Consider the following 24,088-nt stretch of genomic DNA (forward strand, 5'->3'; position numbering starts at 1 on the left):
AGTAACGGCGCTTCGTGCTTAGCCTAAAGAAGCCATTACAACTTAGTCGCGGCGTGCCCGGCCAGAGCATATCTCAATTTGACACAAGTCCAAATATTTGGACTGGCCCTTATATAGACGGGCTATTACGCTCCCAATTCGCTCGAAAGCGAACGGTGTGGCTCCAGTTCTTGAGGAAGTTCGGAAAACCTCGGTCAGCGATGAAATCGATCGCACGAGTGCAAAATAACGAGACAATCAAGTCTGGACGTGCAATAGCCATCGCTTTCGACCATCTGTCAATCAGGGGAACGAACATGCGCACCAGACCTACATCCGGCAATTCCATGATCATGAATCATTATGCCCACGGCTACGTGCTTATGCCGATCCTGAATTGTCTAGTTAGGAGAGGTGTATTCGCAGCGATTCGGGATCGAGGATGTATCTCTCTGCCCGAACTGATCGAGTCGTTCGGCGCGGTGCCCGGGTATTTCAGCATCGCGCTGCGCATCGGCGAAGCGGTCGGCCTCGTTAAATGCGATGACGAAGTCGTCGAATGGGTGTCGGACGTACCGTTCAATGACGAACTCCACAAACTCGATCCGGCGCTGTTCGCACTCTATTCGATCGATCCCGTCGACTACCTGACCCGGACGACGGTTGCACGCTGTTCATTCGCGATCGACCAGGTCGAATGCCGATGGACCGGGATTGGCAGCGATTGGTTGCGAGAATTCGCCGACGGTATTGTGGTGATTCCAATTCTGGTCGGGCTTAATCAACTCGATCGCACAACCAGTCCAAACTTGAGCGAAGTTGACCTTCGTACGCTTAGCAACGTCGCCGCGAACGAGGTACAACGCCTGTTCGAATTGCTCGGCTGGGCCAATGGCGTGCAAAGTGGGATGATGCGACTCACCGATATTGGCCGATGGGTGTACAGAAACGCTCTGAATTATTCGTTGGGTCTGTCGTATCGGAAACTCCTGAATCGTATCGATGATCTGGTGTTCGGAGATCCAAAATCGATTTTCGAAAGGCTCGACGAATTCGAAGGACATGTGGATCGCACACTTAACGTGCTCGCCAGTGGTTCAATGCACAAGACCTATTTCAGGGCCGTTTCGGATACAGTGGTGCGTCTGTTTCAACATGAACGGTATGACGAGCAGCCCGCTTACATCGTCGACACGGGTTGCGGCGATGGCTCGCTTCTGGCCGAGCTCTATCAACGAATTTGCCAAGACTCACCGCGCGGTCGGGTGCTCTCATCCTATCCGCTCACGATGATCGGCGTGGACTATAACGATGCGGCGCTCGTCGCTACCCGACAACGGCTCTCCGAGCATGCAATCCCACATCTGACACTGCACGGTGACGTCGGGGATCCAGCAAACATTCGCACTGCCCTGCGAGACAATGGTATAGACCTCACGCAACCGCTCCTCCACGTACGCTCTTTTCTCGATCACGACCGGCCCTACCATGCACCAGTCGTGTCACCAAACAACCCCACGTTTGTCCCTTCTAGCCTGCACACAACACGCGCTGGTGCGATCTTGTCCGCTCGCGACGTGCAAAACAGCCTAATCGAACATCTGACCAAATGGCGGCATGCGCTTGGTGAACGTGACGAACTTATCGTGCTAGAGGTACATGCCCTCAACGCTCGCCGTGCGTTCGAATCGAAACACAACAGTATCAGTCTCCACTTCGACCCACTTCAAGCGCTGACGGGCCAGTTACTGGTGTCCGCAAAGGCATTCTTTTACGCAACTGCTGCAGCAGGGCTGCGCACCTCGGAGCTCAACAGGTTCCCCGAGCGCGAAGCACTCACACGCATTTCGTTCCAACGGATGCAACCCGTCGCGTACCGGATCCGGTTCGCGACTGCAGACGATGGCCCCGCACTCGCGGATCTCGCAGCAGTGCAACTGAAGCTGTCACTCGTCAATGCAACTATGCTAGTTGAGCGACGGCTCCATGAATTCCCGGAAGGACAATTCGTCGTCGAAACCGACGATCATAGTGCAACGATATGTGCGGTGGCATATGTAAACCGTATCAATGCCGCTCCGTCCGTGCCAGTGCTCAACGACGCCATTGACCTCGCGCTCGGTCACGCGCTGTGCCTCGTGGATCTGCATGCGGCGTCCGACGCTCTCGATTATTGGAATAGCGTCCTAATTAAATTCCTCGGTCAACTGATGCTCGTTGATGAATCTTACGACCGCTTGATCTTTTCAACCGATCCGCAATCAGCCTCGATGATGCCCAGACAGCATCAACCGCTTGAGCGCATCACGGCGAGCAATCCCGCGATCCTATGTTTTGGCAACGCGGCCGCGCTAGTTGGAACGGTCGATGCCGGTGAGGGCAAAACACGTTTGCTATGGTCACTCGAACGCCATCCACCGTGCGTCGGCACGCCCACGTCCATTAACCAGTTAACCGCGACACAAGCACGAGAGCTGCTAAATCAAGCGATCGCGTCGGTCGTGCCAAAGTCGCACGCGCACACCGCGCAAGTCGCATCGCTCCTCGATTTTGGTCTCGATTCACTTGAGATTACCCGAATCGTCAGACATCTAAACCAATACCTAAAAACAAAGATCAGCGTGTCCGACGTATTCCGCAACAGCCATATCGATAATTTCATCGAATTGCTGGTCGAACATGCCCGCGACAAGCTCCCTGCCGGGCGCGCCCACCCAACACCCAAGTCTGCCTGCTATCCGCTGTCGCTATCGCAAGAACCGATGTGGATCTGGTTCGAATTGATCGGCGATACAAGTGCATATAACGTGCCGCGCATTGAGCATTTCACTGGCGCGCTCAACGTCGATGCGTTATCGAGCGCGCTGCGGCACGTAATGTCCCGCCATCAAATCCTTCGCACACACTACACTGTCATCGACGGTCGCCCCCGGCAAACCGTCATGCCACTTGACGCTTGCCCCGTACCGCTGAGAATCGTTCGAGCCGAACAGCACGGCGACGAAGCGTTGCGCACTCTGGTCGATCTCGAAATCAATCGTCCGCTCAACCTCACCATCGGCGAGACGTTCCGCGTGCTCGCAGTAGAACTTGAAGAGCTTACATGGGTGCTAGCGATCACCATGCATCACATGGTGACCGATGGCTCGTCGATCCCAATTTTTTGGCATGAACTAACCGAATCGTACAAAGCCGCGCTGTGCGATCGTCTTCCACAATTGCCTTCGCTCGCCAAAGGGCAATATCACGATTGGGGGCAATGGCAACGCATGCGGTTAGAGTGCGGTGACATGAATGGTGCGCTTGCATATTGGCGCAAGACGCTGGAGCAGCCCCTACCGCCGCTCGACCTACCAGTCGATCGACCACGTCCGCGACAACAGACCTTCAATGGGCATCGAATTCGATTCGAGCTACCGGTCGCCGTTACCGCCGCACTCAAGATGGTCGCACGCGCATCCGGCGCCACCCCGTTTGCTGCAATCACGGCATCGTGGGCAGTGTTCCTTACACGCATGTCGGGACAGAGCGAGATCATCGTGGGGACACCGTGGGCCAATCGTGAGCACGAAATGACCGAGCCGCTGATTGGCTGCTTCGTCAACACGTTGCCGTTGCGCATCCCCGTCGATGCCGATAGGTCGTTCCAAGCACTGACCTCTCGGGTGCGGGACATCACGCTCGAGGCCATCGAACATGCGGAAATTCCATTCCATAAGATTGTCGAGACGCTTCAGCTCGGCGCACCGGCCGGTCAGCTTCCTGTATACCAGACCATGGTCGCCCTGGAAGAAGAACAAGGATGGATCAGGGGCGACAGCCTTGCGGGCACCGAGCGAGTCGAAACAGGGCAAGCGTTGTACGGCATCCGTGATACCAGCAAGTTCGAACTGTCGCTGTCGATCCGCGAACATCGCGCCCCGGACGGTCAATCGGTTTTGCAAGGCGAACTCGCTTACAACACCGACCTGTTCGAACTTCAGACCATCGTCAGGATGCGGGACCGCTTCATGTATCTGGTTGAGGCACTAACCACTGATCCCGACGCAGCGTTGGACGCAATCGAAACAATCCCGGCCGCTGAACGGAACCACCTGCTTGTCATCGGAAGCGGAGCCGCGCACGCGTGGCCAGTGCACGAGGGCCTGCTTGAACTGATAGACGCACATGCAGATACACAGCCAGACGCCATCGCACTAGAATGGGAAAATACAACACTGAGTTATGCCGAGCTCAGAATACGCAGACTGGCAATGGCCAGTCATTTCGCCGCATCGGGCGTGACTCGAGGCATGCGAGTCGGGGTGGAACTCGATCGCTCGCCGGATTTGCTGCTTTCGATCCTCGCTTTGATGCATGTCGGAGCGACGTACGTGCCGATCGATCCCGATCTTCCTGCTGAACGTCGATCGTACATGATTGACGATGCGGAGGTGCATGCGCTGATCACTCACACAACCGACCTCGTCGGAAAGCAAGGCATGGTCCGTATCGCGCCCCACCTTGGTGTTCCGACGCACCTACCACCAGCATGTCGAGCCGATGATGATGCATATATCCTCTATACCTCCGGCACATCCGGCAAGCCAAAAGGTGTGCGCATTACACATCGAAGCCTACTCAACGACATCCGCCACATAATCGAGCGACAAGTCTCGAAGGATGTACTCGTGCGGACTCTCTGGTCGACCAGAGTTGCCTTCGACCAATCGGTCGAAGAGATGTTTCCGGCGCTGTGCGCTGGACAAACCGTCGTCTTGGTTGATCACCTGCTCGATCCCAGTTGGTTTGAGCGGTGCGTCACTTTCGCCGTGACTACACCATCGTTGTTTGAGCATTTGCTATCACACGGCGTCCCCACTTCGCTACGCACGCTCGTACTCGGCGGCGAACCTGTCACCATGCAACTCGTCGATCGGATCTATGCCGAGACGCAAGTTGAAACGATCTATAACTCCTATGGGCCGACGGAATGCACGGACCAAGCGGCGGTTTGTGAAATCACGCGAACACAGCGCGCCGTCAGCATCGGCAAGCCGATTTCCAATACACAGCTCTATGTGCTTGATGCGCGACAGCAACTAGTTCCGCACGGCGCTTACGGAGAACTATGTGTCGGCGGAGCAGGCGTCTCGCCGGGCTATCTGAACCGTGAAGAATTGAATCATGATCGCTTTGTCCCGAACCCATTTGGCCCCGGCATGCTCTACCGGACAGGTGACAAGGCACGCTGGAATACAGCCGACAATCTAGAATGCGCAGGCCGTCTCGATGCACAGTTGAAGATTAATGGTGTACGGATCGAGCCTGCCGAGCTGGAGATAACGCTCCGCGATGCGCCCGGCGTGACAGCCGTGCATGTGACGGCCAGGCGCAACCCGCATGGAGAAACCTGTCTCGTCGCTTATGTTGTCGGTGTGGCGCTCGACATCGCCGCCCTGCATACGCACTGCCGGAATGCGCTGCCAAGCTGGCTTGTGCCAGCCGCGATTGCTGAAGTCGAAGTGCTGCCCGTCACAACAAGCGGCAAGATCGACACCAACGGACTGCCATCACCGTGGGCCACGATAGAGCCGAGCACAGCATCGCCCGAGGCACACGGCGACAAACCGACCACCCCCGCCTTTCTCGCCGCACTGTTTGGCGAAGTGCTCCGCCGAGATGATGTAACACATGACACATCGTTCTTTCTTGCGGGAGGACATTCGCTGTCCGCTGTCGAATTACTTGGCAAGCTACGTGAACGACATGGCATCAAGTTGCGGATGCGCGATTTCTTCTCGCACGACACGCCACGCAAACTGCTTGCTCTTACGCGCGAGCTCTCCGGATTACAGGCCCCCGAAATGACTAGTGAACCCACACGCGTGGAAGTCGAAGCGTTGGCTTATAACGCGATTCCACCGGGCGGCACTCGGGTCGTCATCATTGGTGCGGGGGTGGCCGGCATCATGGCTTCACTCGAATGCGCGAGACGGAACATCCCGTTCGTCGTCGTGGAAAAATCGCCCCGCACCGGCGGCGTATGGTACGACGGCTGCAATCAGGAGTCGCGCCTGCAAACTACTTCGTCGGTCTACCGGCTCGATCACGAGCTCAGTCATTCAAGCGTTTATCCGGATCGCCAAGACATCCTTGCTCACTTTGACACGCTGATCAATCAGCACGGCTTGCACGCCCGCATGCGCTTCAATACTGAAGTGCTTGACATTGAAAGGGATGGTACACATGGATTCCAACTCACGTTGAGCTGCGGTTCCGATGGCCAGATCGACCGGCTTGCATGCGACGGAGTGCTGGTCTGCACCGGAAAGCATCGTCAACCATTCGTGCCAATGTGGGCGACACAGGATGGGCAACCGCGTACGATCCACGCGTCACGCCTTGACGATGTCGACATGAACGGCTCGAACGTCGTAATCGTCGGCGGTGGATCGTATGCAATCGAGGCACTGCGGATTGCCCATCAGCGCGGTGCTCGCCATGTCACCCTGCTGGCACGCCGTAGTCACTGGGTGTTGCCGACATTCGCAGACACAATACTTTATTCTGGCATCGCCGAACATTCCTTAGAATTCTCCATAGACTATGCAGCCCGCATCGCGTCACTGGAACTCTGGCTAATCGAATATTACCGTCAGCAGGGTATTGCCCACTTCATTCCAGCCCCCGAGAATCGCGCCTTCGACGCGACGATCTCGACGAGCGACGAGTTCTTCAAACTTGCGCAACTCGATCACATAGATTTGTGCGTCGGCGAAATCGCTTCGACGCAACGTGGTGGCGTGGAATTGTGCGACGGCACACACCTCGATGCCGACCTTATTATTGCCGCCACCGGTTATCGGAATCCGTGTTTTCACTTTCTCGAACGGCTGGCACCGTCGGGCGTCAAGATCTATCAGGGATGGATGTTCGCTGCAGACCCTCGTATCGCCTTCGTTGGCTTCCTCGACATGGTCAAGTCGGCGACCGCAGTGATTCCACTCAACCTCGAATTGGCATTGCGCTCAATGCGTGAGCCGTGCTATCGGCCGCACCCAGAGCGTGTATCGAGTTGGCTGAACAACTTGCCGACTGACCTCCTCGACAATGTGAAGGCGCATTTCAGGTGGCTTCAACAAGAACAGAGCACGCTTGATGCACTCGCCACGAAGCACGTGCAACAGGACTCGAGTTGCTTTGTCGCTGCGATCGACGGTCTCATTTGTGCGCAGCCGGACGTCGCGGCGCTCGTGCAGGACGGCACATCGCTGTCGTATCGCGCGCTTGGTGATGCTGTCGACGCATTGAACGTGTATCTCGTCGCTCATGGCGCGAAGACAGTGGCCGCCTGTTTGCCACCCGACAAGGATTCCCTGATTGTCTCGCTTGCGGCACTCAAAACCGGTATGCAAACGTTGTTGTTCGACACAGATGCTTCGGGCGTATTTCTGAACGCACTCGAACAAGAATCGTTCGATATAGTGATTGCTCCCTCGACACTGTTAACGGCGTATGGCGTACCGCAGTCGCCCGCGCAACCCGGACGACTCGCGACCCTCGCGCTTGGTGAACCTTCGGACGACCCGTCGCTCGCGGCTCTAGCATGGCTGAACGCCGTGCTCGATGGCTCCGAACCCGCTCGAACGGTGCCGACCCTCACCCCAAATCCGGATGACACCCGCGTGACGTTCTTTACGTCTGGCAGCACCGGCACACCAAAAGGCGTCGAGCACACACTACGGTCGCTACGTGCAGCGGTCGCGGGTTTCGGCATCACGCTTAATGGTGACCATGCGCCCCCTTCCCGCACGATTCTGCTCAATCACATCCCGCACCTCGGCGGCTTCATGACGGCCTATGCCACGCTCGCGAACGGCGGCACCCTGTTCGTCGAACCGCGCTTTGAACCGGACATGCTAATCGATGCGATCCGTGCGCATCGCCCAACCCACCTCGTGCTATTTACGTCGTGGCTGTCGACGCTTTGCTCACATAGGAATTTCGCGCCCGGATTGCTTGACTCTATGCGTGTCATTATCGGCGGTGAGCCCGTGCCCGCTGGCCTATGCCGCACCTTGTGTCGCGACAGCTCGGTCGACCTGATCGGGACGTTCGGTATCACTGAATGCGGCCCGCTGTTCGTCAAGCATTATCGCACCGACGATCAGCCTGATCTCGGCAAACCTTTGCCCGGCGTCACTATCAAGGTCATTCCTGAAGATCAGGCGGCCACTACCAGTGTGATCGGCGAGCTGTGGGTCCGGAGCCCATCGATGTTCGTCGGCTATCGGAGCGATCCGAAGCGTACCGCCGACTGCTTTGCAGAGTCGGGCTGGTTTCGTACTCGAGATCTGGTGACCCCAATTGCCGAAAATCGCGTCGTGCAGCGCGGCCGCGCTAGCGAGCGAATCATGGGCGGGTTCTTCGCGCAGGATATTGAGGCCGCACTACTCGCTCATCCGTCAGTGCACGAAGCATACATCGGCTGGTACGCTGAGCCAGGGCGACCGACTCATTTGCGTGCGCTTGTCGTCCCGGCTCGTGAGATCACCGCGCCGTCCATCGACGCATTGGAGGAACAGTTACGCAACCTCTGCCCGTTCGAACTTGCCAGCGTCCGCGTGGAAACTGTGGACCACCTGCCGCGACACGCGACCGGCAAACTGGCAAGGCCGGAGGCGGTCCCGCGCAACTCTGCCCTGACAATACAGGGCAGGTCAGGAAGATTGCGCCCTCGAGCAATCATGTTCCCTGGTCAAGGCGTCCAAGCGATTGGCATGTTGAATACGTATATGGGCATCCGCAATTGCGCGACTCTGTTGGAATTCGCGGAGGACTTAACCGGCATGCCATTACGGGCGATTTACGCGAATGGTCCATCTACCTTGCTTGCGCGTACCGACGTCTGCCAAATCGGCATTTTCATCGCTTCGCTGTTCGAATGGCGCGTCGCGTTGCAACGCGACAGCGGCCTGCTCGATGCGTGCGAGGCGATGTTGGGATTGAGTCTCGGCGAATACACCGCGTTGGCGGCTGCTGGCGCGCTGACCGATGCGGATGCTATCCGGCTGCTGCACGTGCGAGGACGCGCGATGCAATATGCGTCCCATCAAAGTGAACAATGCATGGTCAGCGTTCGCGAATTGTCGCGCGAGACCGTCATGGAGTTAATGTGCACGGTATCCGCCGACACTCCAGTTTATCTCGCAAACGATCTTTCGGATCGGCATGCAATCGTAGCGGGCAGCAAAGCCGGATGTGTGGCACTGACAAAGCGTGCATCGCAGGAAGGTGCGATTTGTACGCCGCTCACAGTTGCTGGGGCATTCCACTCGCCTTACATGGAAAGCGCCGCGGCCGAACTCGACCAGGTATTGCGCACCCTCCCACTCAGCACACCCAAAGTGCCGATCCTGTGCAACGTCGACGCGCAGTTCACCACCACGCCCAATCAATTGCTCGCCAATCTCGTTAAGCAGATCGCACATCCAGTGTTGCTGAGGCAAAGTCTGCTGCGGCTCAAACAATCGGGTTTCAGTAGTCACGACATCTATACATGTGGCCCAGGACGTACGCTGATGGGCATCATCGACGAATCTTGGGATGAGCACGTGCGACTGCCATCATGCTAATAGCGTACCCCAAAGTTCTCGTGCGACGTCGGACCATGCAGGTGGATCGCTGCATTCATGTGTCTGCCGTATCCGTCGACGCAGAAATCAAGCCAATGCTAGCGAGTAATCTGCGAAGCACAGTGCGCTCATCGAAGCACTGTCGCGAGAATGCGATGCCGCAATGTTGGTTCGAGTCGCCGCGCATGTAGAATGTGACCGGCCCCGTATTTGCGATCCTCAGTCACCCATTAGACGCAGTGACATTTATCCATGGGATCGCGAATGACTGGGACGCGCGAATCATGTCGGACCCTCCTTGCCAACGGCGTACGGATAGTAACGGGTCTGATAGTCGTGGTACTACATGCCATTGCATGCACGCATGAAGTATCAAAATCGAAAACCACAAAAGAGTACTGAACGAGGAATGCATGAACACTGGTATGCACGGTCTACCGCATCCACTAGGATTGCGGCGCGTTGTCGTGACTGGTCTCGGGCTCGTGACTCCGCTCGGCATAGGTGTCGCGCACAGTTGGCGGAATCTACTGATGGGTGCGAGCGGCATCCGCCAGATAGACCGGTTCGATACAACTCATTTGGCGAGCAAGATCGCCGGTCAGTTGCCTGCGGGGTCGAAGAAGCAAGGCGGATTTGACGCAACAGAATGGATTGAGACGAAAGAATTAAAGAAGATGGATTTGTTCATCGTCTATGCGTTGGCCGCCGCCGCCGAAGCGATTCGCAACGCGGACTGGATGCCGACCAGCCGCGATGAGCTTGAACGCACCGGCGTAATGGTCGGCGCGGGCATCGGCGGACTACCGGGCATTGAGGCGGCTGCGCGCTCGCTCGAGCGCACACCGGGACGCAAGCTATCGCCATTCTTCATTCCGTCGAACCTGATCAATCTCGCCTCTGGCCATATTGCGATCCAAAACGGATATCTTGGACCAACACATGCGGCCGTTACCGCATGCGCGTCAGGCGCACATGCGATCGGCGATGCGGCAAGGCTCATCGCGCTTGACGATGCAGATGTGATGATCGCAGGCGGCACGGAGGCTGCGATCTGCGAACTGGGCATAGCGGGATTCGCGGCCGCGCGTGCGTTGTCGACGGGATTCAACGAGCAACCACCGCAGGCGTCGCGTCCTTGGGATGCCGATCGCGACGGGTTCGTGATGAGCGAAGGCAGCGGGATCGTCGTCCTGGAAGAATATGAGCATGCACGTCGGCGCGGTGCGACCATCTATGCTGAAGTGATCGGTTACGGCATGTCAGGGGATGCGCATCATATCGTGGCGACACCAGTGGACGGCGACGGCGCGGCGCGCGCAATGGCGGCTGCGCTTAAGCGGGCACGGATCAATCCCGATGCGATCGATTACGTGAATGCGCACGCGACATCGACGCCGACAGGGGATCTCACCGAAATCGCCGCGCTCAAGCGCGTGTTTGGGCAGCATGCATTCGGCGGGATGTCGATTTCGGCGACTAAGTCTGCCACCGGCCATATGCTTGGCGCGGCGGGAAGCGTTGAGGCAATCCTGACGATTCTGGCAATGCGTGATCAAATTGCGCCGCCAACCTTGAATCTCGTGACGCCATCTCCGGAATGCGAAGGCATGGATCTCGTGCCGCAGTATGCGAAACCGAGATCCATCCGCTACGCACTCTCCAATTCGTTCGGCTTCGGTGGAACAAACGCAGCACTGGTTTTTGGGCCGCCGCCTATTCTGTTGTGAGGAATGGTGAATATAGTTGATTGGCGCTCTGAGCTGGAACGAAGCAGGTATGACAGCATCGCAGGGATCAGGATCGCTAAATTGGCGGGCGATGCGCGATTCAGTACCTATTTGACAATGATTGATCCGGGTAAAGCAGTCAGTGCCCACTATCACAAGAATGGGGACGAACATTACCATGTCATTCGAGGCCATGGCGAAATGACGTTGACTGACGTGGTGAGCCATCGCACGAAGACAACTGCCGTCAGCGCGGAGAACTCATTTGTTGTACCGGAAAATACCGTTCATGTTCTAAAAAACACAGGTACGGAGCCGTTGGTCTTGATGTTTAGTTGCCCAGAGAACCATCTCGGCCAAGATCGATTTGTGTTATAGCAGCCTCGAACCGATCACGCGTTGAAAGAACGAAGTGGGCATCTTTTGATGGATGCCCATTCCAACAAGCATCTCCCGAAGATGAACTGGATGACAGGCAAGCTTCTCGCATATCCGGTTCCGGCATTTATAGATTGCGTCCGAGCTTCTTGTCCTCGATATCGGACGATGCTTGTTCATGAAATCGGCAATCTGCTTGAAGTCCCAGTTCATGGCAAGAAGAAAACAAACTTCATGTTCATAATTCGTGAGTGTCGTGCCTCCAACGGCTATCGTCCGGCTGGCGTTTTCGATACTACACCCCACGCCGAACTCATGAACATAATTCGGAATCAAAGCCATGAATGCGGATATTTCCACTCTATGCGCCGAATAAATGATGCCAAGAACGGATTCGGATGCGACATGCTTCACGAGGTATTTTTCGAATATTAACGCATCGATTCCATGAGTATATTCGTGAATATTAAGAATAGATTTCTTTTGTCTGATGTCCTGTTCGCGAAGTAGCTCTTGGTCCTCTTGCACATAGCAGTCCGCGAATTGTGCCGTGCCTTCGCATGGCATATCATGATCAAGGTGATCGGCAACATCAATGCCACACGCAAGCCCGACGAGTTTGGCGTATGCATCAGTAGCGACGAGATGTCGTGAGTGGACGTCCTTGATACCAAAGACTATATCAGTCTGCGACGAAATTACACTCACTGATTCTTTGAGTGCCTCGATGAGCTCTTTATGTCCGATATCGAAATTCTCTGGCGATACCAATTTCATGCTCTCTCCTTTTCATGATGTGCATATGCCAGTTTTATCGACCTGATAGCATTAGTTAACCAACGTCGAGAGCCTATCATCCGTTGGCTTTGTTCGAAAGGGTCCGAGTTTCCGTGTGGCAGACACGACTATGCATTTTTGACACAAACCGGCCTGCCAAACGAACTCCACGGATTGATGATGTTGGCCATGATCACGCCCTCGCGTTCCTGCGACTCGATCTTCTGCGTCAGCAGGGTGGCGCCAATGCATCGTTTGATCCGCGAAATCTGCGCTTCGCCCCGCGAGCGCAGGCCATAACCGTATTTTTCGTGAAACGCATAGCGGCCTTTGTCCTGGATAAACTGGACGACCTGGTCATGCCAGCGCGTCTGTTCGTCGCCATGCACGACGGCATGAACCGGTGGCGGAATCACGTGCGTCACACCCGCGTGTAGCAGTGCTTCGTTATGCTCGATGCTGTAGTACGCGCCGTCGGCTATCACCCGGTCAACCGGTATATCCGCGGGCAGCACGGCGTCCGTTCCTTCGAGGTCCGACACTTCGTGCGGTAGTGTCGATCGCGAGAACGTTCATCTGCGCGTCAATCGCCAGATGCATCTTGCGCCACGGCGTGCGCGCAGCCGTCTGGCCGTATTTTTCCTCGTATCACTGGCTCGCCTGCCCGAAGCTCAGACCCTTGCTGTCAATGATCGCGCTCACAGCTTCGCCGCTGGCCAGCCGTTTCGCCAGTTCCCTGCAGCGCTACGTGACGCTCACTTCCAGCGCGGCGAACCGGTCGCACAGATGGCCGAAGCTGGGTACCGGAATGTCCAGCCCACGGTGGCCCAGTAATCCTCCATGTAGCCGGCGATCTGTCGCATGCCCCAGCTGAACAGCCGGCAGAACGTGTAAATCAGCTCGATATAACCGGCCGTGTACGTCGGCTCACGCCCCGAGACTCCGGCGGTATGCGGCCTCGCGTTGATGAACTGCGCTTTCAGATCGCCACCCGGAAAATACAGGCTGAGCATCCCGCGCTTTTTCAGAGCCACGTTTTACTCGCCGGCATTCGTCACCCGGTAGTCGGGCTTCTTGTGCTTGCGAGGCTCGCCTGACTTCAGGCTAGCCTTGCAGGGCATGGCCGACCGCATCGCACGGCCATCCATCGCCGCCGCGCGCCATTTCTTCAAAGCAAAAAAGCGCGCGCGATAATCCGGCAACCGGTGGCTCGCGCGCCGCCCCATCGCACGTCACGCGAATAGATAAAGCACGTCATTGAATCGAAACAACGTTCTCTTATAGCGCGCGCACCAATTCGATCTTTCTTATCGCTATTTATTTCAATTGCGCCCGGTTCCGCCATGCGCGGCCGAATCCGATTCCAATCAGCAAATCGATTCGACTATCGAGTGTTTCTTCGGTTTCCGGAACCGGCCCCAGAATCGGGCCGGTCCGTGATTGATCGATGTCGGCATCAAACTCATCCGCACCGATCGTTCACCGCAACGAAACGAAAGATCGCCGACTAGGAAACGCGAAATGCCCTGGAAGCGGTTTCCAGCGATCTTTATCCGGTTCCGCATTCAAATCCCAATTCCACACCGACAAGCTGTTTCGGTATACCAAATACATCAGCGTTGACGATAGGAAAATTCACATTGAGTTTCAGATGTCATCAATGAAATATGTACCAAACAATTTACTGAGAGATATCCGATGAGTCTCGGCCAGCCTCCGTCTTCAAGCGAGGCGAGCCAGCCCGAGGGTGCGATCGGAAGCGCGGTTCCCGCGTCTTTTTCTTCCGGTTCGCATGGCTTGGCTCGCCCGACAAGAATCTTGCCCCGTTCAGCCGTTCGTCTCGATCGCCGTATCGCCGCCGTCGTCACGCTGCTTCCCGCGCTGGGCACGGGCGCGGCGATCGCTTTATGGCTCGGCGGCCATGGGCCGGGCGCCGTCGAGCTGATCGTGTTCGCGGTCTTCTATTTCGCGACCGCATTGGGGCTCGAAGTCGGCTTTCATCGCCACGTGACGCACAAGGCGTTCAAGGCGAAGCCGTGGGTGCGGACCGCGCTGATCGCGCTCGGCTCGATGGGCGCGCACGGCCCCGTCAACTGGTGGGCGTCGACGCACCGGCGTCATCATTCGACGAGCGACGGCGACGGCGATCCCCATTCGCCGCACCTGTCGGGCGAAGGCGTCGGCGGGCGGCTCAAGGGCCTGTATCACAGCCACATGGGGTGGCTCTTCGTCGGCGAATCGACGCGGCCGGCGGGTTGGGAGAAATACGTGCCCGACCTTTACCAGGACCCGCTCGTCTTCAGGCAGCACATGGCGTATTACCGTTGGGTCTGGATCGGCCTCGCGCTGCCGCCGCTGATTTGCGGGCTCGCATCGCGATCGTGGATGGGCGTGCTGCTCGGCTTCCTGTGGGGCGACATGGTGCGGATCTTCGCGGTCAGTCATTGCATCTGGGCGCTGAACTCGCTGTGCCACGTGATCGGCCGGCGCGATTTCCACACCACCGCGCACGACCGCAGCCGCAACAGCCTGCTGCTCGCGCTCCCGACGTTCGGCCAGGGCTGGCACAACAACCATCACGCGTTTCCCGCATCCGCTTTCACCGGGCTGCATTGGTGGCAGATCGATCCGGGCGGGCTGTTCGTCCGCGTGCTGGAACGCCTGCACCTTGTCTACGACGTGCATCGTCCGAACGCAGCAGTCATCGAAAAGAAGCGCATCGCACCATGAACGACTCTCCACGGGAACCACGAATATGAAGAGCGCCACCTTGAAGGCAGTGGAAATCGACGCAAGAAGCCACGAAGACATCGTCGACTGGATGACCGGCTATCTGGCGGCCAGACTGCGCACCGACAGCGGCTCGATCGACGTGAACAAGCAGTTCATCGAATACGGCCTCGATTCGGCCGACGCGATGAGGATGGTCGGCGATCTCGAGGATTATCTCGGCGTCGAGCTGTCCCCGAGCCTGCCCTATCAATATCCGACGATCGACGCGCTCGCGCAGGCGCTCGCCGATCTGTCGGTCGAACGATAGGCAGACCGAACGATGACCGTCCAGCTCGAGAACCGGGAAGCCGGCGCGCCGAACCGCGGCGCGCCGTACGGCGCGTCCGCCGACGCGATCCAGTATCACTACGACATCGGCAATGCGTTCCTCGCGCTCGCGCAGGAAAGCGGCCGCAATTACTCGTGCGCGATGTACGAGGAAGGCGATACGCACGAACAGGCGCAGATCCGCAAGCTCGATTACCACATCGCGCAGATCCGGGCGCGCGGCGCGCAACGCGTGCTCGACATCGGCTGCGGCTGGGGCGCGCTGCTCGATCGGCTCGCCACGGTCGCCGGCGTGAAGGAGGTCGTGGGGCTCACGCTGTCGAACGAGCAACTCAAATATATCGGCGAGCGATACCCGCATCCGAACATCGACGTGCTGCTGCGCAACTGGCAGGACTACGAACCCGAGCAGCCGTTCGACGGCATCATCTCGCTCGGCGCGTTCGAGCACTTCGCGAAGATCGACGAGGACAAGGTCGAAGCGTATCGGCATTTCTTCAGGAAGTGCCACGATTTCCTGAAGCCCGGCGGCCGGCTGTCGCTGCAGACGATGGGCTACGGCGACGTGCCGCGCGACCGGCAGCACTCGGATCTCTTCATCGCGCGCGAAGTCTTTCCGGAATCGGATCTGCCGTATCTCGCGGATATCGTTCTGGCATCCGAAATGCTGTTCGAAGTGGAACTCGTCCGCAACGATCGCCACGACTATGTGAAGACGATGCGCGCGTGGTTCGAGAACCTGCGCGCGCATCGCGGCGAGGCGCTCACGCTCGCGCCGCTCGACGTGGTCGAGCGCTACGAGCGGTTGTACCGGACGATGAGCTATTCGTTCGATCTCGGCGCGTTCGTGCTGTACCGGATCACGTTCCGGCGCATCGAGCCGAACCGGATTCACGCCGGACCGCAACATCGGGCGGCCGTCGCATGAAGGACGCGCCCGCCGACAGCGCCGGCAGCAGACAAGCGCCTGACCTCGCGGCATCGCCGACCGGTCCGGCGATCTCGTCCACGCCCGGCGATCGCACGTCCGGAGATCTATCGCGCGCGTCGTCGGCGCGCCATCTGGGCGTCGCGTCGATACCGGCGGTCGGCACCGTCGCCGCGATCGCGCTTTGGGCCGGATTCGGGCTGGCGCCGCGCGCGCAGGACATTGCGATGCTCGCGATCTTCTACGTGCTCAACATCCTCGGCATGGAGCTCGCGCTGCATCGCTACTTCGCGCATCGCACGTTCAAGGCCGCGCCGTCGGTGAAGATCGCGCTCGCGATCCTCGGCTCGCTCGCGTACATGGGGCCGCTGATGTGGTGGGTCGCGATTCATCGGCTGCACCACGCGAACGCGGACCGGCCGGGCGATCCGCACACGCCGCAGTTGGGCGGACGCGGCTTCGCCGGCCGCGCGAAGGGCATCCTGCACGGCCACGTCGGCTGGCTGTTCGATCCGTCATCCGCGCGCCCGAAGGGCTGGAACCAGTACGCGAACGACATGTACCGCGACCCGACGCTGTTGCGCATCCATCTCGCGTACGACTTCTGGCTGCTGCTCGGCCTGCTGCTGCCGGCCGCGATCGGCGGGCTGCTCGATCTGTCGTGGAAGAGCGCGCTGCTCGGCCTGCTGTGGGGCGGCACCGTGCGGATCTTTCTCGCGACGAACGCGATCTGGGCGGTCAACTCCGTCGGCCATGCGCTCGGCGGCCGCCGGCCGTTTCCCGGCCGCGACCAGAGCCGCAACGCGTGGTGGCTCGCGATCCTGACGCTCGGAGCCGGCTGGCACAACAACCATCATGCATTTCCGCAGTACGCGAGCACGCGCTTCGATCGTTGGCAGATCGACTTGACCGGATCGCTGATCGCGCTGCTCGAACGGCTAGGACTCGTCTGGGACGTGCAGCATCCCGATCGGGACGCGATCCGCGAACGGCTCGCGAACGCGCATCGCGGCGATGCGTGACCCGCATTCTCCTTCCATCGAAATCGACCGAACCTCGCGATGACGACACTCAAGATCTTCGATGCGCGCGTGCATATGCTGCCCGACGTCGTCACGAAGCTCGTCTGGAAGAACTACGCGCGCGACGCATGGAAGATCCGCCACGAACTGCTCGCCGAGCAATCGATCGCCTTCCTGAAGGCGCGCGGCGTCGCGCGCGCGGCCGGCATCTGCTATGCGGGGCAGCCGGGCATCGCGCCGTTCCTCAATGACTTCGTCGCGCAACTGGCGTCGCGGCATCCGGCGTTCGTCGTGCCGTTCGGCGCCGTGCACCCGCACGACCGCGATTGCGCGCGCGAGACCGTCCGCGTGCTCGACGAACTCGGTTTCGCCGGCCTCAAGATCCACTGCCATCTGTTGAGGATCGCGCCGGACGACGACGCGCTCGCGCCGGTTTGCGAAGCGCTCGCCGAACGCGGCAAGGTGCTGAACCTGCATTCCGGCGCGTTCGCAAAAAACAACGCGCAAATGGACGAAGTGCGCCGCTTCTGCAACGTCGAGCGCTTCCGGCGCGCGATGCGGCGCACGCCGCATCTGAAAGTCATCGTCCCGCACATCGGCTATGACGAAGTTCAGGCGTACGTCGATCTGCTCGACGAATTTCCCAACCTGCACTTCGATACCGCGATGGCGTTCGGCGGCCACCGCGTCGCGACGGGCGAGATCGTGCCCGACGTCAGGCCGCTTCGGGCGACGCGCTATCCGCGCGGCGCGCATCCGCGTCTGCCGACGCCGTGGAAGCCCGCGCTCGAACAGCTCGTGCCGCAGATCTGCGATCGTCCGGACCGGTTTCTGTACGGCAGCGACTTCCCGCTGATCCCGTACGAATGGGATTTCGAAATCGAGCAACTGAAGCGCTACCTGCCGGCGGACGTGCTACATAAAATCCTGTGGGACAACGCCAATGCGCTGTTCGGCGGCAATGCGGGTGACGCAAGCGCACGCGCGGACGCGCCGGCCAACCTGCTCGCAGCCGCGCCGACCGTGGAGCCGACGCGATGAAGCATCCGGAACCTTCGACAAGCACCGGCGCGCCCGCCGCCGACGCATTTGCCGATTTCGTCGAACTGACGCAATATCGCGCCGCGCATCAGCCCGATCTTCACGTCTACACGTTCGTCACGGGCGGCGATCGCGACGAGCGGCATCTTACGTGCGCGGAGCTGGACAGGCGCGCGGGCATCGTCGCGGCGGCGCTGGAACAGGTCGCCCGCCCCGGGGATCGCGTGCTGCTGCTGTTTCCGCCGGGAATCGACTACATCGTCGCGCTGTTCGGCTGCATGTATGCGGGCGTCATCGCGGTGCCCGTGTATCCGGTCGAGCCCGCGCAGGCGGCGCGCACGTTGCGGCGGCTGACCGGCATCGTCGAGAATTGCGCGCCGGCCGCGATCCTGTCGACGACGCCCGCGCGCGACGACGCGACTCGCATCGAAGCCGGTTCGCCCGCGCTCGGCGGCCTGCGCTGGATCACGGTCGATACGCTCGCCGACAGCGTCGAGCGCTACGTCCCGCCGCCCGTGAATCATCGAACGCCCGTCTATCTGCAATACACGTCCGGCTCGACCGGCGCGCCGAAGGGCGTGATGATCAGCCACCGGAACCTGCTGCACAACTCCGCGCTGATCGCGAGCCGCTTCGAGCACGACGCGAACAGCCGCGGCGTGATCTGGCTGCCGCCGTATCACGACATGGGCCTGATCGGCGGCATCCTGCAGCCGCTCTACGTCGGCTTTCCGGTGACGCTGATGTCGCACGTCGATTTCCTCAAGCACCCGCTGCGCTGGCTGCGCACGATCGGCGAGCGCCGTGCGACGACGAGCGGCGGGCCGAACTTCGCATATCAAATGCTCGCGACGATGCGCATCGCCGACGCCGATTTCGACAAGCTCGATCTCAGTTCATGGGACCTCGCGTTCGTCGGGGCCGAACCGATCCGGCACGGCACGCTGGAAGCGTTCTCGCAGCGCTTCGCGCGCTGCGGCTTCGATGCGCGCGCGTTCTATCCGTGCTACGGGCTCGCCGAGCACACGCTGTTCATGACGGGCGGGCTGAAATCGCAGCCGCCCGTCGTCGCAGTCGCGCCGCGCGATGCGGAACCGGCGCGCGAACCGGAAACGCAACGCACGATCGCGGCGATCGGATGCGGCGACGCGGCCGGCGACAGTCTGGTGCTGATCGTCGATCCCGATGCCCGCGTTCCGTGCGATGATGGCCAAGTCGGCGAAATCTGGGCGCAAGGGCCGAGCGTCGCGCTCGGTTACTGGAATAATCGTGAGCTGAGCGCACAGACTTTCGAAGCCGAGCTGCACGGCCATGATGCGCGATTCCTGCGCACCGGCGATTACGGTTATCGGTCGGGGTCCGACGTTTTCGTCACGGGCCGTCTGAAGGACATGATGCTGATTCGCGGCGCGAATCATTACCCGCACGACGTCGAGGAGACGATCGAGGCGCTCGACGCCGAACTGTTTCGCCCCGGCGGATGCGCGGTGTTCGCGCTCGACACCGATGCGTCGCCGCAGGTGATCGTCGTGCGCGAGCTGCGGGCGCGCTATCTGAAGGCGTTCAGCGACGGCGATCATGCAAGCGGTCACACGCCCGACGCGCTGTTCGGCAAGCTGCGTCATGCAATCAATCTGCACCACGGCATCGCGGTGCACAACATCGTCTTCACGTCGCCGTCGGCGATACCGAAGACGACGAGCGGAAAGGTCCAGCGGCACGCTTGTCGCGAACTGTTTCTCAACGACACGCTGCCGGTGATCACTCAATGGCGCGCGCAACGCGGCGCGCCGAACGAAACCCGGAAGAACTGACGAGGAACGCAGCATGCAAGAAAAACTGGACGCGGACTACTTCAACCGATTCGGCGCCGACTACCTGCCGGGCCTGCTTGGCATCGTCGTCAACCAAGTCGAGAAAAACCACGTGCTCGCCGAGCTGACCATTCGCAAGGCCGTGCTCGCGCACGGCATCCTCCATGCGGGCACGATCGTCAGCATCGCCGATACCGCGTGCGGCTACGGGTGCCTCGCGAGCTTGCCGGAGGGCGCGTCCAGCTTCAGCACGCTCGAACTGAAGAGCAACTTCATGGGCGCGGCGCGCGACGGCACGATCGTCTGCGAGGCGCGCGCCATTCATAGCGGCCGGACGACGCAAGTGTGGGACGCGACCGTCCGGCATCGCGAAACGGACAAGCTGCTCGCGACGTTCCGTTGCACGCAGATGATCCTCTGGCCGACGAAGTAAATCGCGATGAGCACCCCGCGCCTGAAGGACACGCCGCGTGCGGCCGTTCGCGAACGGCGTGACGGCATCGACATGACGTGGCTCGATCCGCTGCGGCTCGGTTTCCGCGCGTCGCGAATCAGAGGAGGCTGGGCCGCGCAGTCGCGGCCGGACGTGCGCTTCATCGACGTGCCGACCGCGACGATCCGTGTGCGCGCCGCCGGCCCGCGCGCAAGCGGACAGCCGACAATCGTGCTCGTCTGCGATCCGCCGAGCGTCATCGAGCACTTCGACCGGTTGTTTTCGCTCGTCGCGCCGCACGCGCGCATCGTCTGCTTCGAGCCGCCCGGCTTCGGCTTCTCCGTGCCGAACCGGCAATTCACGTTTTCGTTCGACGACTACCGCGCCGCGATCGAAGCAATGCTCGCGAGCCTGAACGAAGGACCTTACCTGCTCGCGTTCTCGTGCGTATGGGCGCATATCGCGTTGCAGATCGCGGCCGCGCAGCCGGCGCTCGTTGACAGGCTGCTGCTCTGGCAAAGCCCCGCGTGGGACGAACAGGTCGCGTGGGCGCGGCACGTCGATGCGCGCAACCTGCTCGCGACGCCTGTCGTCGGGCAGTGCGCGTGCGCGTTCGGCGCGCGCAAGATCGGCACCGGCTGGTTCCGGCAGGCGATGGCGAAAGACCGTTACCGCGAATTCGCGCCGATGCTCGACACGTCGTTCGACCACGGCGCGTTCTGCTGCCTCGGCTCGCTGTGGCAGCGCTTCTACAACGCAGCGCCGCGCGCCGTGCAAGTCCGGCAGCCGACGCTGCTCACGTGGGGCGCGGCGGACCGCACGCATCGGCATAGCGACAAATGGTCGATCGCGCGGCACGTGCCGCACGCGGTTCGGCATCCGGGCTTCGAGCATGCGGGGCATTCGCCGGAACTCGAAGACAGCGATGCGTTCGCGGCGCTCCTGCTCGACTGGATGGCGGCGAAGCGGGAAGGCTGAGCGCGTTCGGCCGCACGCGTGGCGCGACGCCGAAGATCGGCGCGCGCCCTTCGTCCGGACACCATGCTTCGCGAACGCGTTCGATTCCGCAATCGCCGCGCAATGCGCGCCGCCGCTTCGAGCAGCGCGCGCCCATCATGCCGCCGCCACGCGCCGCCGAGCGCCGCCCCTCCGCCGCCCCTCCGCGGATACGGAGCTTCACCGCAGCGAACCGATCGTGCCCACTCTCTGCGCGACCCGTTCGCAATCCGACAACCACCGACCGACTTTTTCGAGGACAGCCTATGCCCGCACCGCACCGCCGTCGCGCCGGCCTGACGCGAGACGGACAACAACGCCGCAATTTCATCGACAAGACGCTGAAGACGATCGCCGCCGCGCCATTGATCGGCACGGCGTCCGCCGCGTCGGCGGCATCGCCCGCGGGCGTCTACGACTACGTCGTGATCGGCGCGGGCTCGTCGGGCTCGGTGCTCGTCCGACGCCTGATCGACGCGGGCCACAAGGTGCTCGTGCTCGAAGCCGGGCCGACCGACAGCCTGCCCGCGATTCACGAGCCGCCGAGCGTGATGCAGTTCTATCACAGCGAAGTCGACTGGGCGTTCACGACGCAGCCGCAGCATCACGCGGCCGATCAACGCATGGACTGGCCGCGCGGCAAGACGCTCGGCGGCAGCAGCGCGATCAACGGAATGGTGTACGTGCGCGGGCTGCCGCAGGATTTCGACGGCTGGGCGGAACGCGGCGCGGCGGGCTGGGCGTGGCGCGACGTCGAGCCGTATTTCCGCAAGCTCGAACGCTTCCGGCTCGACGATCCGCTGCACGCGCACGGCCACGACGGCCTGCTCGACATCGGCCGCCCGACGATGACGCCGCTCGCGCACGACTTCGTCGCGGCCGCGACCGAACTCGGCCTGCCCGATCGCGGCGACTACAACGACGGCCGCGACAGCACCGGGGCGGCGCTGTCGCAATTCACGATCCTGCCGGACGGCCGGCGCGCGAGCGCATGGACGTGCTACGTCGAGCCGATCAAAACGCACCCGCGCCTGACGATCGTCACGCAGGCGCGCGTGCTGAATCTGCTGTTGAACGGCCATCACGCGTTCGGCGTACGCTTCCTGCTGCGCGGCGAAACGATCGCGGTGCGCGCAGCGCGCGAAGTGCTGCTGTGCGCGGGCTCGATCATGTCGCCGGCGATTCTGATGCACTCGGGCATCGGCCCTGCGGCGGACCTCGAACGCGTCGGCATTCGGCCCGTCGTCGATCTGCCGGGCGTCGGCGCGAACCTTCACGATCACGCGGCGTGCTCGATGGTGTGGGAGACGACGCGGGAGAACGCCAAGTCGTTCACGACCGGCATGGAAGCGACCGTGTTCATGAGGACGGACGCGTCGCTCGCGACGCCCGACGCGCAGATCCTGCTGTCGACAAACCCGTTCCTGCCGACCGTCAAGCGCGGCTTCACGCTGGTGCCGATGGCGATCGCGCCGCGAAGCCGAGGGCGCGTGCGGCTCACGAGCGCCGATCCGCTCGTTTATCCGAGCATGGACCCGCGCGTGTTCGCCGATCCGCACGATCTCGAAGTGGTCGCGAAGCAGGCGCTCTTCATCCGCGATGTCGCGACGCGCCCGTCGCTCTCCCCGTGGGGCGCGCGCGAAGTCACGCCCGGACCGTCGGTTTCGACGCTTTCCGCGATGATCGGCTATGCGAAGCAGTCGGCCGCGACCGGCTATCACCAGGTCGGCACCGCGCGAATGGGCGTCGATGCGATGGCTGTCGTCGATCCGCAATTAAAGGTTCGCGGCGTGTCGGGACTGCGCGTGATCGATGCGTCGGTGATGCCGGCCGTGACGTCCGGCAACACGAACGGACCGGCAATGATGATCGCGGAGAAGGCGGCGGATTTGTTGCTTGGGATCGGGCGGTTGCGCGGGCAGTGACGAATTCGCTGCGGCGCGCGCGATCCGATCGGTCGCGCGTCGCGCGCCAGCATCGTCATCGTCGGCCGGACGACGCGATCCGGCCGACATCGATTTAGGGTCGTTTTCCGAATCGCATGCAACCGGTTAATTAATTTAAAATATTCTCATTGAAATTTACCACATGCATCACGTTCAAATACAAAAATTTCCACTTAACTGGATCACGATTAAAAGAATTCGCCCCCATTTAAAATACGAAAAGAATTTCATTCACGGTTCCGTCACGCAATTTCCGTCGTCAATTCACCATCTTTCACCTTGATAACCGGATGCCAGCGACTAACATGGAAGAGTTGCACTTCTTTATAAAACCGCCTCATCAATAAAAACCGCCACCTTCCATTTC

16 protein-coding genes are annotated in these 24,088 nt (G+C 60.4%); 12 read left to right on the forward strand and 4 right to left on the reverse strand.

What is annotated here, in order from left to right:
- Positions 1-200 precede the first annotated feature (200 nt).
- The 3 genes from WS62_RS03960 to WS62_RS38995 all read left to right on the forward strand — a co-directional run bounded on the left by WS62_RS03960 (position 201) and on the right by WS62_RS38995 (position 11,704).
- Positions 201-9,596: a non-ribosomal peptide synthetase gene (locus tag WS62_RS03960; RefSeq protein WP_156440851.1), complete on the forward strand. Its 9,396-nt coding sequence runs from the start codon at positions 201-203 to the stop codon at positions 9,594-9,596.
- A 413-nt stretch (positions 9,597-10,009) separates the two neighbouring features.
- Positions 10,010-11,326: a beta-ketoacyl-ACP synthase II gene (gene fabF, locus WS62_RS03965; RefSeq protein WP_231748182.1), complete on the forward strand. Its 1,317-nt coding sequence runs from the start codon at positions 10,010-10,012 to the stop codon at positions 11,324-11,326.
- Between the two features lie 3 nt (positions 11,327-11,329).
- A complete protein-coding gene (locus WS62_RS38995) occupies positions 11,330-11,704 on the forward strand; it encodes a cupin domain-containing protein (RefSeq protein ID WP_082720678.1) in 375 nt (124 codons plus the stop codon).
- Here WS62_RS38995 and WS62_RS03970 read toward each other — a convergent pair.
- The 4 genes from WS62_RS03970 to WS62_RS37260 form a co-directional block, all read right to left on the reverse strand.
- On the reverse strand, positions 11,699-12,481 hold the full coding sequence (locus WS62_RS03970; RefSeq protein ID WP_156440852.1) for a hypothetical protein: 783 nt from the start codon (positions 12,479-12,481) through the stop codon (positions 11,699-11,701). The two genes, WS62_RS38995 and WS62_RS03970, sit on opposite strands and share 6 nt — an antisense overlap.
- A 128-nt stretch (positions 12,482-12,609) precedes the next feature.
- Positions 12,610-12,996, reverse strand: a complete 387-nt coding sequence (locus WS62_RS37840) for a hypothetical protein (RefSeq protein ID WP_231748183.1) — start codon at positions 12,994-12,996, stop codon at positions 12,610-12,612.
- 240 nt (positions 12,997-13,236) lie between these two features.
- Positions 13,237-13,515 carry a hypothetical protein gene (locus tag WS62_RS37255; protein ID WP_197422756.1) on the reverse strand — a complete coding sequence of 93 codons (279 nt, stop codon included), beginning with the start codon at positions 13,513-13,515 and terminating at the stop codon, positions 13,237-13,239.
- A 3-nt stretch (positions 13,516-13,518) separates the two neighbouring features.
- Complete coding sequence (locus WS62_RS37260) at positions 13,519-13,683, reverse strand: hypothetical protein (RefSeq protein ID WP_197422757.1); 165 nt, start codon at positions 13,681-13,683, stop codon at positions 13,519-13,521.
- Between the two features lie 496 nt (positions 13,684-14,179).
- Between WS62_RS37260 and WS62_RS03990 the strand changes: the two genes are divergently transcribed.
- The 9 genes from WS62_RS03990 (at position 14,180) to WS62_RS04030 (ending at position 23,700) form a co-directional block, all read left to right on the forward strand.
- Positions 14,180-15,211: an acyl-CoA desaturase gene (locus WS62_RS03990; protein ID WP_066568030.1), complete on the forward strand. Its 1,032-nt coding sequence runs from the start codon at positions 14,180-14,182 to the stop codon at positions 15,209-15,211.
- 25 nt (positions 15,212-15,236) lie between these two features.
- On the forward strand, positions 15,237-15,521 hold the full coding sequence (locus WS62_RS03995) for an acyl carrier protein (RefSeq protein WP_066486153.1): 285 nt from the start codon (positions 15,237-15,239) through the stop codon (positions 15,519-15,521).
- 12 nt (positions 15,522-15,533) lie between these two features.
- Complete coding sequence (locus WS62_RS04000; RefSeq protein ID WP_066568032.1) at positions 15,534-16,469, forward strand: class I SAM-dependent methyltransferase; 936 nt, start codon at positions 15,534-15,536, stop codon at positions 16,467-16,469.
- Positions 16,466-17,491, forward strand: a complete 1,026-nt coding sequence (locus WS62_RS04005; RefSeq protein ID WP_066568043.1) for an acyl-CoA desaturase — start codon at positions 16,466-16,468, stop codon at positions 17,489-17,491. Before WS62_RS04000 ends, WS62_RS04005 begins: the two co-directional genes overlap by 4 nt.
- A 39-nt stretch (positions 17,492-17,530) precedes the next feature.
- The gene (locus tag WS62_RS04010) at positions 17,531-18,532 is read left to right on the forward strand and encodes an amidohydrolase family protein (protein WP_066568045.1); all 1,002 of its coding nucleotides are present in this window, start codon (positions 17,531-17,533) and stop codon (positions 18,530-18,532) included.
- Complete coding sequence (locus tag WS62_RS04015) at positions 18,529-20,346, forward strand: fatty acyl-AMP ligase (RefSeq protein ID WP_066568047.1); 1,818 nt, start codon at positions 18,529-18,531, stop codon at positions 20,344-20,346. Before WS62_RS04010 ends, WS62_RS04015 begins: the two co-directional genes overlap by 4 nt.
- 13 nt (positions 20,347-20,359) lie before the next feature.
- Positions 20,360-20,779 carry a PaaI family thioesterase gene (locus WS62_RS04020; RefSeq protein WP_066486168.1) on the forward strand — a complete coding sequence of 140 codons (420 nt, stop codon included), beginning with the start codon at positions 20,360-20,362 and terminating at the stop codon, positions 20,777-20,779.
- Between the two features lie 6 nt (positions 20,780-20,785).
- Positions 20,786-21,757 (forward strand): alpha/beta fold hydrolase, encoded by a 972-nt coding sequence (locus WS62_RS04025; protein WP_066568050.1) that lies wholly within the window; start codon positions 20,786-20,788, stop codon positions 21,755-21,757.
- A 284-nt stretch (positions 21,758-22,041) separates the two neighbouring features.
- Complete coding sequence (locus WS62_RS04030) at positions 22,042-23,700, forward strand: GMC family oxidoreductase (RefSeq protein WP_066568052.1); 1,659 nt, start codon at positions 22,042-22,044, stop codon at positions 23,698-23,700.
- Positions 23,701-24,088 lie beyond the last annotated feature (388 nt).

The sequence above is a fragment of the Burkholderia sp. ABCPW 14 genome (assembly GCF_001523835.1).
Classification (GTDB): Bacteria; Pseudomonadota; Gammaproteobacteria; order Burkholderiales; family Burkholderiaceae; genus Burkholderia; species Burkholderia mayonis.

What these genes read in the sequence shown, in the direction of transcription:
- WS62_RS03970 (WP_156440852.1), bottom strand. Translation starts at nt 12,481, where the DNA reads ATGAAATTGGTATCGCCAGAGAATTTCGATATCGGACATAAAGAGCTC.
- WS62_RS03960 (WP_156440851.1), top strand. Translation starts at nt 201, where the DNA reads ATGAAATCGATCGCACGAGTGCAAAATAACGAGACAATCAAGTCTGGA.
- WS62_RS04025 (WP_066568050.1), top strand. Translation starts at nt 20,786, where the DNA reads ATGAGCACCCCGCGCCTGAAGGACACGCCGCGTGCGGCCGTTCGCGAA.
- WS62_RS04005 (WP_066568043.1), top strand. Translation starts at nt 16,466, where the DNA reads ATGAAGGACGCGCCCGCCGACAGCGCCGGCAGCAGACAAGCGCCTGAC.
- WS62_RS03990 (WP_066568030.1), top strand. Translation starts at nt 14,180, where the DNA reads ATGAGTCTCGGCCAGCCTCCGTCTTCAAGCGAGGCGAGCCAGCCCGAG.
- WS62_RS04020 (WP_066486168.1), top strand. Translation starts at nt 20,360, where the DNA reads ATGCAAGAAAAACTGGACGCGGACTACTTCAACCGATTCGGCGCCGAC.
- WS62_RS04030 (WP_066568052.1), top strand. Translation starts at nt 22,042, where the DNA reads ATGCCCGCACCGCACCGCCGTCGCGCCGGCCTGACGCGAGACGGACAA.
- WS62_RS38995 (WP_082720678.1), top strand. Translation starts at nt 11,330, where the DNA reads ATGGTGAATATAGTTGATTGGCGCTCTGAGCTGGAACGAAGCAGGTAT.
- WS62_RS04015 (WP_066568047.1), top strand. Translation starts at nt 18,529, where the DNA reads ATGAAGCATCCGGAACCTTCGACAAGCACCGGCGCGCCCGCCGCCGAC.
- WS62_RS04010 (WP_066568045.1), top strand. Translation starts at nt 17,531, where the DNA reads ATGACGACACTCAAGATCTTCGATGCGCGCGTGCATATGCTGCCCGAC.
- fabF (WP_231748182.1), top strand. Translation starts at nt 10,010, where the DNA reads ATGAACACTGGTATGCACGGTCTACCGCATCCACTAGGATTGCGGCGC.
- WS62_RS04000 (WP_066568032.1), top strand. Translation starts at nt 15,534, where the DNA reads ATGACCGTCCAGCTCGAGAACCGGGAAGCCGGCGCGCCGAACCGCGGC.
- WS62_RS03995 (WP_066486153.1), top strand. Translation starts at nt 15,237, where the DNA reads ATGAAGAGCGCCACCTTGAAGGCAGTGGAAATCGACGCAAGAAGCCAC.